The organism is Autumnicola psychrophila, assembly GCF_031846645.1.
Taxonomy (GTDB): Bacteria; Bacteroidota; Bacteroidia; order Flavobacteriales; family Flavobacteriaceae; genus Autumnicola; species Autumnicola psychrophila.
This window is the reverse complement of the sequence record NZ_JAVRHN010000006.1, coordinates 296,526-308,477: the sequence shown is the minus strand read 5'-3', so window position 1 is coordinate 308,477 and position 11,952 is coordinate 296,526. Positions and strand designations below refer to the sequence as shown.

The following is an 11,952-nucleotide window of genomic DNA, read 5'->3' as shown; positions in this document are numbered from 1 at the left end:
CTAATCGAAGGATTGCATTTCTACCAGCTTTTGGTAGTTGCCGCCTTTTGTAAGAAGATCTTCATGCCGGCCCTGCTCTACAATTTGTCCTTTTTGCATTACCACAATTTTATCTGCATTTTGAATCGTGGAAAGACGATGTGCAATAACAATGGAGGTGCGGTTTTTCATCATGTTCTCCAGCGCCTTTTGTACGAGTTTTTCACTTTCAGTATCCAGGGCAGAAGTAGCCTCATCCAGAATCATTATAGGCGGATTTTTGAGTACTGCGCGAGCTATGGATAATCGTTGTTTCTGGCCCCCGCTAAGTTTATTTCCGCTATCGCCAATGTTGGTTTCGAGCTGAAGAGGTAGATCTTTTACAAATTCCCAGGCATTGGCCACTTTAAGTGCATCAATAATTTCCTCTTCTGTGGCGTTTTCTTTTCCAAGTGCAATATTATTTTTAATGGTGTCATTAAACAAAATGGAATCTTGTGTTACAAGTCCCATTAAAGATCTTAAGGAACCTTTGGAAATGTCACGTATGTCTTCTCCATCTATAAAAATAGCACCTTCATTTACATCATAGAAACGGGTAATGAGATTTGCGATTGTAGATTTACCACTTCCAGATTGTCCTACCAAAGCAACGGTTTCCCCCAGTTTTACATCCAGTGAAAAATTCTTCAGGACCTTTTCCTTTTCATATTGAAAAGAAACATTTTTAATGTGAATATCAGAATCAAAGGAAGTTTTTCTTACAGCATCAGTTTTATCTTTAAGATTGCTTTCCGTCTCCATAATTTCGAGAATCCGTTCTGCACTGGCGTTACCTTTTTGGATGCTATAGGTAGCTTTCGAAATTGCTTTGGCAGGAGTAAGAATATTATAAGTGAGCACAATAAAACCAATGAATGTGGAAGCATCCATAGATCCTTCTATTAACACCATGTTACCACCAAACCACAGAATAACCGTAATTACAACCACTCCTAAAAATTCGCTCAATGGAGAAGCCAGATCCTGCCTATGTAGTAAAGAGTTTAAAATTTGGTTTAATCTGCTCGTGCTGTTGGTGAACTTTTTTCTAAATCTATCTTCTGCATTAAAACCTTTGATGATCTTCAAACTGGAAAGTGTTTCTTCTACCATGGACAGAAAATTTGCATTTTCCTGTTGCGCACTTGTGGACTTTGCTTTAAGCTTTTTACCTATAGAAGAAATTAAAAGTCCAGAAATGGGAAGAAATATGAAAACAAATAGGGTTAATTTTGGACTTATGGCAATCATAGCTGCCAGTGTAAACAAAAGTGTTAGCGGCTCTTTAATAAACATTTCCAGCATGCTTAAAAAAGAAGACTGGATTTCCTGTACGTCACTGGTAATACGTGAAATCAGGTCGCCTTTTCTTTTTTCTGAGAAAAAAGAAATAGGTAGTTCTATAATTTTATAGTAAATCTTATTCCGTATATCCCGCAGCATACCGTTCCTAAGGTTGGCGATAAAGTACATTGCCAGGTAGTTAAAAAAGTTTTTCAGCAGGAATAAAACTATTACAGCAATACAAATAGTTATAAGTGCAGAAATCTGTCCGTGCTCTTCAACTCTCTGATTTAAAAAGTAATTGGCGTAATCTCCTCCAAAATCTTTTAAACCCTCAAAACTGCCGTTCCAGACTGGCTTTGTTAAAACCGGCTCTTCTTCCTGGAAAAGCACCTGAAGCATAGGAATAAATGCCAGAAAAGAAAGTGTGCTGAAAATTGCATAAAATACATTGGAAATGATATTCAGTATCGCAAAACGTTTGTAAGGTTTTGCGAACTGAAGTATCTTTTTAAAATGACTCATATGTAGGGTAGGCTAGCCTATTTGAAGTTCCTTCTTTATTCTGAAGACCTTTTCGGCTAATTCCTTATTTACTTTGTTATGATTTTCAATGCTGTCGAGATCAGCATTTACACTAATGTAGAATTTAATCTTAGGTTCTGTACCGCTAGGTCTTGCTGCGATTTTTGTTCCGCTCTCAGTATAATAGATAAGAACATTTGATTTTGGAATATCGACTTTCTCTTCAGTATGGTCCTGAAGGTTACGCGTAATGGAAGATTGATAATCTTCTATTAATACTACCTTTTCCCCATCTATTTCCTGCCATGGATTCTCACGAAGATCGATTAACATCTGTTTGATTTCCTGCTCGCCTTCAATTCCTTTTTTTACTAAAGAAATTAATTCTTCGCGGTAAAGGCCATATTCCGTATAAAGTTCAAGTAATTTCTTATAAAAGGAACTACCTTCTTCTTTCATTTTTGCGGCAATTTCGCAAGCAAGAAGAGTAGCGGTAACAGCATCTTTATCCCTCACAAAGTCACCTACCATGTACCCAAAACTTTCTTCCCCACCTCCTATAAAGTCGAGTTCAGGATGATCTTTTATTAATTTCGCGATCCATTTGAATCCGGTAAGAACTTCATGATATTCCACGTTGTAAGATTCCACCACATTTTTAAGCATAGGAGTGGAAACTATCGTAGAGGCAACAAATTCGTTACTCTTTAATTTATTTTCCTTTTTCCATTGCTCTAATAGGAACCATGTCATCACCAGCATGGTTTGATTACCGTTTAACAGGAGCATTTCTCCATTAAGATCGGGAACCGCAATTCCAAGTCTATCACAATCGGGATCTGTACCAATAACAATATCTGCGTTTTTCTCTTTCGCAAGGTCCAGTGCCATTTTGAGAGCTTCAGGCTCTTCGGGGTTAGGGGATTTCACTGTAGGGAAATTACCATCTGGTTCTTTTTGTTCCTGAACGATATTTACCTTAGTAAAACCCGCTTTTTCAAAAACATTGGGAACAAGTGTAATAGAAGTTCCGTGTAAAGAAGTAAATATAATTTCCAGATTGTCTTTTGCTGAAGCTGAAGTCTCAAAACTGCCATTTTTGACAGATGCTTCAGAAAAAGCTTTATCAATTTCAGTATCTATTTCTTGAATCAGTTCCTGCTTGGAGTCAAAATTAACTTCACTGTATTCCAGGCTGTTAATAAGATCCACTACTTGCTTGTCCTGAGGCGGCACCAATTGCCCGCCGTCCTGCCAGTATACTTTGTAACCATTATATTCTGGTGGATTGTGACTTGCGGTTAAAACGATTCCGCAGTGACAATTCAATTCCTTTACCGCAAAAGAAAGTTCAGGAGTAGGTCTTAGATCTGAAAATAGATAAACTTTCACTCCGTTAGCAGAGAAAACATCTGCGACTACTTTTGCAAGTTCTTTACTATTATTCCGACAGTCGTAAGCAATGGCAGCCTTTGGTTGTTCCCCGGGAAATTCTTTTTTCAGGAAATCTGCAAGACCTTGCGTGTTTTTTCCGAGGGTATACTTATTAATTCTGTTTGTCCCAACACCCATAATACCTCGCATACCGCCTGTACCAAATTCGAGGTTTTTGTAAAAACTTTCTTCCAGTTCCTTTGGGTTGTTTTCCATAAGGTTTTGGATTTCATTTTTAGTTTCCTTATCAAAAACATCGGTAAGCCAGGCTTCAGCTCTGGAGCGTATTTCAGGTTTTATCTGTGACATGTCTTAAATTTTTCTTTAACAAAAATAGGGATTCTATTCCGGAAATAATCTAAAAATTTGCTGTGGTTTTGTTAATTAAATAGCGTTCTTTCTCTCTTTTAGACCTTAAGATAAGCTCCCCCAGGAACCCGGCCAAAAAAAGCTGAGTCCCAATTACCATCACTGTGAGCGCAATGTAAAACCACGGATTTGAAGTGACAAGAACATTGGGAAGGCCGTGGTACAATTTGTAGAGCTTGGAAATACCGATCCACCCGGCAGAAATAAAGCCAACGATAAACATGAGAACTCCCAGTGCGCCAAAAAGGTGCATGGGGCGCCTGCCAAACTTGGACAGGAACCAAATGCTTATTAGATCCAGAAAACCATTAATAAAACGTTCTACTCCAAATTTTGTATTTCCGTACTTTCTTGCCTGGTGCTGTACTTCTTTTTCTGTAATCTTTATAAATCCAGAATTTTTTGCAAGAACCGGAATGTAACGGTGCATTTCGCCATAAACATCGATGTTCTTAATTACCGCCTTCTTATAAGCTTTTAATCCGCAGTTAAAGTCATGAAGCTTAACGCCAGAGGTTTTTCTGGCTGCTGCATTAAATAGTTTTGAAGGAAGGTTTTTGGAAAGCACATTATCGTAACGCTTCTTTTTCCATCCGGAAACAAGGTCGTAATTTTCTTCTTTTACCATTCTGTACAGCTCAGGTATCTCTTCTGGATTATCCTGAAGATCGGCATCCATGGTAATCACTACCTCACCCTGTGCTTTAAGAAAACCGGCATGCAGCGCCTGTGATTTTCCATAATTGCGGTTAAACTTAATTCCTTTAACCCTGTCATCCTCTTTAGAAAGTGATGCTATTGCTTCCCAGGAATTATCTGTACTACCATCGTCTATAAAAATAATTTCATAAGAAAAAGAATTGGACCGCAGCACCTGTGCGATCCAATTATATAATTCGATTATAGACTGCTCTTCATTTAGAAGAGGTATGACGATAGATATTTGCATAAATTATGCTCTGGGATCTTTTTCTCTAAAAATTAAGGCAACCAACAACGATAGTATCGCGTATAAAACTATGGTAAAAGCGAAGCCCATAAAAATATTTTGGAAAGAAAAAGGATTAGCATCTGCCTGGGCGGCAAGCGCTTCATCTATTTGTGAAGGTGGTGCGCCAAAACGCTCCATCATATCCCTGCTCGCTTCAAGGGTCATTTCGTGAACATAAGCTGCCGCTTCAGGATCAATAACATTAAAAAGAATAGCTGTAAAAATTGTAGAAATAAAAGAGCCAAGTATAACCGGAAGAAAGAAGGCAGAAAAGGCACTTTTAAAAGAGAAAAAAGGATCTGGATCCAGGCTTTTAGCTTTTTTTACCGCCATAATTCCCAGTACCAGCACCACAGTAAACCCAATAACAGTAACATACCATTTTGTGAACAGTTCCAGATTTAGTGCGTAAATCAATACTGAAATAAGGATAGATGCCAAACCAAGGTATAGACCATAAGGCAAAATAACAGCTTGTACAGATTTTTTCATAATTTTGAATGATTAGAGATTGTGCTGCATTAGTAAGCAAATATAGTAAAACGTTACACACAGATATTTTTTAAAAAGTTTTACTTGAATGCTTGTATTTATAATCAAATTACTTAAATTTGCACCTCGAAAATTAAAAGAATAAAGCGATGAAGCAGGGAATCCATCCGGAAAATTATAGATTAGTAGCATTTAAAGACATGTCTAACGAAGACGTTTTTCTTACAAAATCTACAGCAAATACAAAAGAAACAATTGAAGTTGACGGAACTGAATATCCTTTGGTGAAGTTAGAAATTTCAAGAACTTCTCATCCTTACTATACTGGTAAATCTAAACTAGTTGATAGTGCGGGTAGAATTGATAAATTCAAAAACAAATATTCAAAATTCAAGAAATAATTTCCTGAATTTTCTAAGCTATACAAGGCTGTCTTTTTAGGCAGCCTTTTTTTTGTTTATTACCTTTAATCAAAAATTTTATTTATTGCCGATAATTGCCATTTTAAGCATTACACTTAAATTTGATTTACCCTAAACTTTTTTCAGTATGAATTATATTTTATTCGACGGTTCTTATAGAAATCAATTATTGCCATTTACTTTTACCAGGCCTGTGGCAGATATAAGAATAGGCATCCTCACCATTCGTGAAAAGTGGGAAATGGTTCTGGAAAGTACCACCACTACAGTTACTGAAGATTATTTAGCCGAAAAGTGGCCGCTGGTAGAAATGGAAGAAAACATCATGATAAATGCTGCTTTTTTACCTACTTCAGAATTATTGGAGCAGGTAAAAAACCTTCAGGCAAATCAGGCTGTATTTTACAATGAAGAAGTTGTGGTTTTTCATGTAACTGAAGATCAGGATGTCAATTTTGATGAATACGATCGTCAGGAGCTTTCTGGTGAAGCATTGTTTATAGCAAATACCTGGGACATTTTTTCAAAAAATGCTCAAGCTATAAATGAAGATTTCGAATTGCTTACCCAGGATAGAACTTCTGCACCTATAGCTGCTTCCAATCATGTTGCGAATTCAGAAAATATTTTTATTGAAGAAGGAGCTTCAGTAGAATTTTGCGCGTTAAATGCTTCTTCGGGACCAATCTATATAGGTAAAGATGTACAGGTAATGGAGGGCAGTTTACTTCGGGGGCCTCTTGCGATTTGTGAAAATGCTACTATTAAAATGGGAGCAAAAATATATGGTGGGACAACCATTGGTCCAAATTGCAAAGCAGGAGGAGAAATTAGTAACGCTGTGCTTATGCAGAATTCTAATAAAGGACACGACGGATTTTTAGGAAATTCTGTGCTTGGGGAGTGGTGTAATCTGGGTGCAGACACTAATACATCCAACCTTAAAAATAATTATGCTGAAGTCCGCCTTTGGGATTATGATAACGAGAAGTTTGCTCCTACAGGTTTACAATTTTGCGGATTAATGATGGGTGACCACAGTAAATGCGGAATTAACACCATGTTTAATACAGGAACAGTAGTGGGAGTGAGTGCTAACATATTTGGGGCTGGATTTCCGCGGAACTTTATTCCGAGTTTTAGCTGGGGAGGAAGTGCAGGTACAACTACCTATAAAACTCAGAAAGCTTTTGAAGTTGCAGAAATAGTAATGAAAAGGAGAGATGTGGAGTTCACTGAAGAGGATAAAGCAATCCTGGAGCATGTTTTCGAGGAAACTAAAAAATGGAGAAGAGATTAGCTTAATATGTGCTGATTTGGAAATGTGCTAATGTGAAAACGTAGCGATGTTATTCTGTTGTTTATGGAAGTTTGAAGTTAAAACATGAAGTAAAAGAAAATAAATCCGAAAAGGAGAAGGGAAGCTACCATTGCTGCCGAAATCTTTAATTGTCGCTTCCTGTTGCTTGTTTTTAAACCATTTCTGATCTTTTCAAGATCAGCTTCAGAAATTTTTTGATCAAACTCTATTCCTCCTATTTTAGAACCTGTGGTTTTCTGAAATTTCTCAGTCTTAGACTTTCTGCTTCTGCGGTTGTTTTTCATTATTACGTTTGCCCCGCTGCTACTGCCGCCAAATCCCATGTTGTAAGTTTTAATTCAATATACAAAATTTTTGCTTTAGTCCATTTTCATAGTATAGGTCGAAAATTGCCAATTTTCGGCTTCCTCTTAAAAAAGGTCATGGCTTTGTAATTCCTGATTTTTGAGTAGTAGGTAAAATTCGGTATATTTGCAGCCCTTGAAAAACAGGTTTTTATTTCCTGATTAACCGGTTATTTTATGAACAATAAAAAAGTAGCATTTTATACCCTGGGCTGTAAGCTCAATTTTTCAGAAACTTCTACAATAGCGCGTTCTTTTAAAGATGAAGGCTTTAAAAAGGTGGAATTTGAAGAAAAAGCAGATATTTATGTTATCAATACCTGTTCTGTAACCGACAACGCAGATAAAAGATTTAAAACCATTGTTAAGCAGGCTCAGAGGGTGAATGAAAATGCTTTTGTGATTGCCGTTGGCTGTTATGCGCAACTAAAACCTGAAGAACTGGCTGCTGTAGATGGTGTTGATCTTGTTTTGGGTGCTACCGAAAAATTTAAAATTACAGATTATCTCAACGATCTTTCAAAAAATGACATGGGAGAAATTCACTCCTGTGAAATTGAGGATGCAGATTTCTATGTAGGTTCTTATTCTTTCGGGGATCGTACAAGGGCTTTTCTTAAAGTTCAGGATGGCTGTGATTATAAATGCACTTACTGTACGATTCCGCTTGCGCGTGGAATTTCCAGAAGCGATAAGTTGGAAAATGTCCTGCAAAATGCTGCAGAAATTTCAGCAAAAGGAATAAAAGAAATTGTCCTGACTGGAGTAAATATTGGGGACTATGGGAAAGGAGAATTTGGAAATAAAAAGCATAAACATACATTCCTGGACCTTGTGAAATCACTTGATGAGGTGGAAGGGATTGAGCGATTGAGAATATCTTCCATAGAACCAAACCTCCTGAAAAACGAGACTATAGATTTTGTGGCGGCAAGTCAAACTTTTGTTCCACATTTTCATATTCCCCTGCAAAGCGGTAGCAATTCGATTTTAAAAGCAATGCGCCGCAGATATATGCGGGAACTGTATGTAAACAGGGTAGAGCAGATTAAAAATGTAATGCCACATGCCTGTATTGGCGTGGATATTATTGTTGGCTTTCCAGGGGAAACAAACGAACATTTCCTGGAGACGTATAATTTTTTAAACGAACTGGATATTTCCTACTTGCACGTTTTTACTTATTCGGAAAGAGATAATACTCCCGCTGCAGAAATGGCTGACGCTGTTCCGGTAAAAGTACGCAAAAAACGCAGTAAAATACTAAGAGGACTTTCCGTTAAAAAGCGTCGTGCTTTTTATGAAAATCAGATAGGAAATACGGCAACAGTTTTATTTGAGGGTGAGAACAAAAAAGGATTTATCCAGGGATTTACGGAAAACTATGTTAAAGTTAAAACACCGTGGGATCCAGCCCTTGTAAATACATTACACGAGATAAAACTTCAGAAAATTGATAACGACGGACTGGTAAGATTAGAGTTTCTCCATGAGTCCGAAGCTGTAGCAATTTAAATATTTATACCTACCGGAAGTAAATCTTTGTATTTCCTTCGGTTTTTACGCATGTACTTAGCAATTTCAGGACTTGTGGGCATTACTCTGGTATTACTTTCCTGAATTTCTTCCAGAACAGCTTCTATAAATTTTTCCATATAGCCCTGCTCCCGGACACTTTCAGACATGTGTAATTTGGTAAGGAAGACTTTTCGTTCCTGCCTGGAATATTCAATAGTTGCAAGTTCCTCGTTGACAGTAGTTTCGTATTGTCTTAGAAATTCGTTATCTGTAATTATTAAATCTTCATTACTCATAGTGCAGTTGTTTTAATTTTAGAGACTCTAAAAGGAAGAGCAGCTTAAGATATTTTTATGGCAAATAAAGAATAGCCTGCTCCTTTTAAGCTTCTAATACTTCAAATTGTATACCAATTCAGATATCATCAAAGTATAGATGATTTTACAGAATATCAAAGAGTTGTACAAAAATAAGCCTTTTATAATAAAATTCGTTCTAAAGTGCCGGTTTTATTATTGAGTTGGAGTATTATGCGGAATTAATTTTTATACCACCTTCAGAAGTAGAACTTTCTAAAAAAACATTATTATGCTAGAAGTAGAAATTTGAATTATTCTTTTTTATTTCTCCTTATGAAACACAATAAAATAACAGTAAATTTATCGTTCGAATTAAAAGATTTTGATTTAAAATATCTTTTTGAGGAAGTAAGGAATGAGCAGAAGGGAAGAGATTTTACATGTTTACTTGATGCCGGGAATGGCAGCAAATTCCGCTATTTTTGAGCATATTAAACTTCCGGAAGATACTTTTAAAGTTCATCACCTGGAATGGCTTATCCCAGATCGTAAAGAAAGCCTGAAGGATTATGCCCTTAGGATGAATAAGTTCATAAAACATGATAATCCAGTCCTGATAGGAGTCTCGTTTGGCGGGGTTGTTGTTCAGGAAATGAGTAAATATCTGGACGTACAGCGGCTTATAATAATATCCAGTGTAAAGTGCCGTGACGAATTGCCTAACAGAATGCGCTTTGCCGCCAAAACAGGTATCTACCGGCTAATACCTACTGGTTTAATGGACTATGTTGATCATTTTGAGAAGATAGCAATTGGAGATTTTGCAAAGAAGAGGGCAAGGCTGTATCGGCAGTATTTATCTGTAAATAATAAGACTTACCTTAACTGGGCTATAAAAAATATGGTTTTGTGGGAATGCGAGAAGGCTGACGAAAAAGTTGTGCATATCCACGGTGACAAGGATATAATTTTCCCCATTGAGCACATTGGTGATTGTATAAAAGTAAAAGGAGGAACACATATTATGATAATAAATCGCTTCAGGTGGTTTAACAGGTTTCTGCCGGAAATTATTCTAACGGGAAAAATAAATATTAAAGAAAAAATAGAAGAAAGATTATGAAGTATATAAAGAACGGATTAATAATAATAGGTGTTTTATGTGTTTGTGCAGTGAGTATTAATGCTGTGCAGAATGCTCCAGAATCTACTGAAATTTCTAAAAATAGTGAGCAGAGAAATAACAACGATGACGCCGGTAAAGAAAGGAGTGTCGCAAAAACTTATGCAATAAAAGCACTTTCTGTTCCTGAAGATCTGGATTTTGCCGGTGAGAGTGTGCCGTTGGAAGATCCTGATGTATATGAGCGCCTGGATAGGGAATTGCTTGTGAATACTTACTGGCAATCCAATGCATTATTGTTAATGAAACGGGCCGAAAAATACTTTCCTGTAATCGAACCGATTCTCAAGGAGGAAGGTGTTCCCGATGACCTCAAATATATTGCAGTAATAGAAAGTGGTCTCACTCAGGCTGTTTCTCCTGCACGTGCAACAGGTTTCTGGCAAATAATGTCGGGAACCGGAAAAGACTACGGACTGGAAATAAACGACAATGTAGACGAAAGATATCACATCGAAATGTCTACACGGGTTGCTGCGGAATATCTTAAAAATGCGAAAGAAAACCTGGGAACATGGACATTGGCGGCAGCTGCCTATAATGCCGGGAACCGCGGGATTTCAAGACAATTGGAACGCCAGAAAGTTACAGATTATTACGATCTTCTTTTAGGGGAAGAAACCGGACGATACGTTTTCCGTATATTAGCGCTAAAGGAGATTATGAGTGACCCTGCGAAATACGGTTTTCAATTCGAAGATGATGATCTGTACCAGCACATTCCAACCAGAAAAGTAGAAGTAGATACCGTTGTTCACGATTTTCCCGACTTTGCCAAAAAATTCGGAATCAATTATAAGATACTGAAAATTCATAATCCATGGCTGCGCGAAGCTCATCTAAATAATGCTTCAAGAAAGAAATATGAAATCGATATTCCTGAAGAAGGAAATTATCCGGCTATAAATTAGAAGTATTCTTTAAAAGATTTCGGCAACCTCCTGATTTTGATTGTTGATCAGGTGACTGGAAATTCCTTCTTCTATAAATTCGTAGTTAAGATCAAAGGATTCTTCTGCAGTGGCATTATAAGGTAGATAAATGCTTCTTCTAATATCTTTAATCTTTTTGCTTTCAGAAATCAGGAAGCAGGTAGGCAATCCTAGTGAGTGTTTGAGGTTTTTAATTACAAAAGGATCAGAGTTTTTTCTTTCGTCTACATAAACAACGTTTATATTTTTATCAAATTCTTTGGCCAGACCTTTAACCATTTCAGGCTTATCCCAAAAGAGAATAACAAAGTCTATCTGATCTTTATATTTTGAGGCGAGTTTATTTATTGCAGGGATTTCGCCTTTGCCTCGTATACACCAGGAGGCATAGGTGATAAGATAAACTGGTTTTTTAAAATCATATAATTGTATGGGCTTTTTTCTTAATGTATAGAAACGAAAATTGTCCATGTAAGAATTCTTAAGACAGTTTCTTACGAGTGAATCGAATAAAAAGCGACCCCGATTATAATCATCAAACCGGTAGGCAACTTTAGCCTTTTGTTCATATTTCGGTAAATGCATGGAGAGTGCTTCAGAAAAATAAACCTTATCGTTATTTTCTGACTGAGGGTGGCTTTTGAGGCCAGTTAATAAGAGAAGAATAAGTAGAAATTTCCTCATGCACTTTGTTTCAGATTCACTGAAAACAAAGGTACTTAAAGGAAAGGGTGGAAGGAAACATTCTCGATCAAGGGTCTATTTATTAGTCAAGAGACTTGATTATTTAAGAAATATGAAAGGGATCTACAAATAA

General features: G+C 36.9%; 12 protein-coding genes. 5 read left to right on the top strand and 7 right to left on the bottom strand.

Annotated features, from left to right (window positions below):
• Genes RM541_RS10130 through RM541_RS10115 form a run of 4 tightly spaced genes read right to left on the bottom strand, consistent with a single transcriptional unit; the run spans position 1 to position 5,116 of the window.
• On the bottom strand, positions 1-1,830 hold the full coding sequence (locus RM541_RS10130) for an ABC transporter ATP-binding protein (RefSeq protein ID WP_311500048.1): 1,830 nt from the start codon (positions 1,828-1,830) through the stop codon (positions 1-3).
• 12 nt (positions 1,831-1,842) lie between these two features.
• Positions 1,843-3,573 carry a phospho-sugar mutase gene (locus RM541_RS10125; protein WP_311500047.1) on the bottom strand — a complete coding sequence of 577 codons (1,731 nt, stop codon included), beginning with the start codon at positions 3,571-3,573 and terminating at the stop codon, positions 1,843-1,845.
• A 49-nt stretch (positions 3,574-3,622) separates the two neighbouring features.
• Positions 3,623-4,582 carry a glycosyltransferase family 2 protein gene (locus RM541_RS10120; RefSeq protein WP_311500046.1) on the bottom strand — a complete coding sequence of 320 codons (960 nt, stop codon included), beginning with the start codon at positions 4,580-4,582 and terminating at the stop codon, positions 3,623-3,625.
• 3 nt (positions 4,583-4,585) lie between these two features.
• Positions 4,586-5,116: a DUF4199 domain-containing protein gene (locus RM541_RS10115; RefSeq protein WP_311500045.1), complete on the bottom strand. Its 531-nt coding sequence runs from the start codon at positions 5,114-5,116 to the stop codon at positions 4,586-4,588.
• A gap of 149 nt (positions 5,117-5,265) precedes the next feature.
• On the opposite strand from RM541_RS10115, the gene RM541_RS10110 reads away from it, so the two are divergent.
• Both RM541_RS10110 and RM541_RS10105 read left to right on the top strand, forming a co-directional pair.
• Positions 5,266-5,517, top strand: coding sequence for a type B 50S ribosomal protein L31 (locus RM541_RS10110; RefSeq protein WP_311495393.1), 252 nt, complete (start codon positions 5,266-5,268; stop codon positions 5,515-5,517).
• Between the two features lie 148 nt (positions 5,518-5,665).
• Positions 5,666-6,838 carry a GlmU family protein gene (locus RM541_RS10105; protein ID WP_311500044.1) on the top strand — a complete coding sequence of 391 codons (1,173 nt, stop codon included), beginning with the start codon at positions 5,666-5,668 and terminating at the stop codon, positions 6,836-6,838.
• 77 nt (positions 6,839-6,915) lie between these two features.
• Here the strand turns inward: RM541_RS10105 and RM541_RS10100 are convergent, their stop codons facing one another.
• Complete coding sequence (locus tag RM541_RS10100) at positions 6,916-7,182, bottom strand: hypothetical protein (RefSeq protein WP_311500043.1); 267 nt, start codon at positions 7,180-7,182, stop codon at positions 6,916-6,918.
• A gap of 198 nt (positions 7,183-7,380) precedes the next feature.
• On the opposite strand from RM541_RS10100, the gene mtaB reads away from it, so the two are divergent.
• Positions 7,381-8,718 (top strand): tRNA (N(6)-L-threonylcarbamoyladenosine(37)-C(2))-methylthiotransferase MtaB, encoded by a 1,338-nt coding sequence (mtaB, locus tag RM541_RS10095; RefSeq protein WP_311500042.1) that lies wholly within the window; start codon positions 7,381-7,383, stop codon positions 8,716-8,718.
• Here the strand turns inward: mtaB and RM541_RS10090 are convergent.
• A complete protein-coding gene (locus RM541_RS10090) occupies positions 8,715-9,017 on the bottom strand; it encodes a GNAT family N-acetyltransferase (RefSeq protein ID WP_311500041.1) in 303 nt (100 codons plus the stop codon). The two genes, mtaB and RM541_RS10090, sit on opposite strands and share 4 nt — an antisense overlap.
• Positions 9,018-9,435: 418 nt before the next feature.
• Between RM541_RS10090 and RM541_RS10085 the strand changes: the two genes are divergently transcribed.
• Together RM541_RS10085 and RM541_RS10080 are read left to right on the top strand one after the other, a co-directional pair.
• Positions 9,436-10,143, top strand: a complete 708-nt coding sequence (locus RM541_RS10085; protein ID WP_311500040.1) for an alpha/beta fold hydrolase — start codon at positions 9,436-9,438, stop codon at positions 10,141-10,143.
• On the top strand, positions 10,140-11,114 hold the full coding sequence (locus RM541_RS10080; protein WP_311500039.1) for a lytic transglycosylase domain-containing protein: 975 nt from the start codon (positions 10,140-10,142) through the stop codon (positions 11,112-11,114). Before RM541_RS10085 ends, RM541_RS10080 begins: the two co-directional genes overlap by 4 nt.
• 9 nt (positions 11,115-11,123) lie before the next feature.
• Here RM541_RS10080 and RM541_RS10075 read toward each other — a convergent pair whose 3' ends face one another.
• Positions 11,124-11,819, bottom strand: coding sequence for a TlpA family protein disulfide reductase (locus tag RM541_RS10075; protein ID WP_311500038.1), 696 nt, complete (start codon positions 11,817-11,819; stop codon positions 11,124-11,126).
• Between the last annotated feature and the right edge of the window lie 133 nt (positions 11,820-11,952).

What these genes read in the sequence shown, in the direction of transcription:
- RM541_RS10130 (WP_311500048.1), bottom strand. Translation starts at nt 1,830, where the DNA reads ATGAGTCATTTTAAAAAGATACTTCAGTTCGCAAAACCTTACAAACGT.
- RM541_RS10125 (WP_311500047.1), bottom strand. Translation starts at nt 3,573, where the DNA reads ATGTCACAGATAAAACCTGAAATACGCTCCAGAGCTGAAGCCTGGCTT.
- RM541_RS10120 (WP_311500046.1), bottom strand. Translation starts at nt 4,582, where the DNA reads ATGCAAATATCTATCGTCATACCTCTTCTAAATGAAGAGCAGTCTATA.
- RM541_RS10115 (WP_311500045.1), bottom strand. Translation starts at nt 5,116, where the DNA reads ATGAAAAAATCTGTACAAGCTGTTATTTTGCCTTATGGTCTATACCTT.
- RM541_RS10110 (WP_311495393.1), top strand. Translation starts at nt 5,266, where the DNA reads ATGAAGCAGGGAATCCATCCGGAAAATTATAGATTAGTAGCATTTAAA.
- RM541_RS10105 (WP_311500044.1), top strand. Translation starts at nt 5,666, where the DNA reads ATGAATTATATTTTATTCGACGGTTCTTATAGAAATCAATTATTGCCA.
- RM541_RS10100 (WP_311500043.1), bottom strand. Translation starts at nt 7,182, where the DNA reads ATGGGATTTGGCGGCAGTAGCAGCGGGGCAAACGTAATAATGAAAAAC.
- mtaB (WP_311500042.1), top strand. Translation starts at nt 7,381, where the DNA reads ATGAACAATAAAAAAGTAGCATTTTATACCCTGGGCTGTAAGCTCAAT.
- RM541_RS10090 (WP_311500041.1), bottom strand. Translation starts at nt 9,017, where the DNA reads ATGAGTAATGAAGATTTAATAATTACAGATAACGAATTTCTAAGACAA.
- RM541_RS10085 (WP_311500040.1), top strand. Translation starts at nt 9,436, where the DNA reads ATGAGCAGAAGGGAAGAGATTTTACATGTTTACTTGATGCCGGGAATG.
- RM541_RS10080 (WP_311500039.1), top strand. Translation starts at nt 10,140, where the DNA reads ATGAAGTATATAAAGAACGGATTAATAATAATAGGTGTTTTATGTGTT.
- RM541_RS10075 (WP_311500038.1), bottom strand. Translation starts at nt 11,819, where the DNA reads ATGAGGAAATTTCTACTTATTCTTCTCTTATTAACTGGCCTCAAAAGC.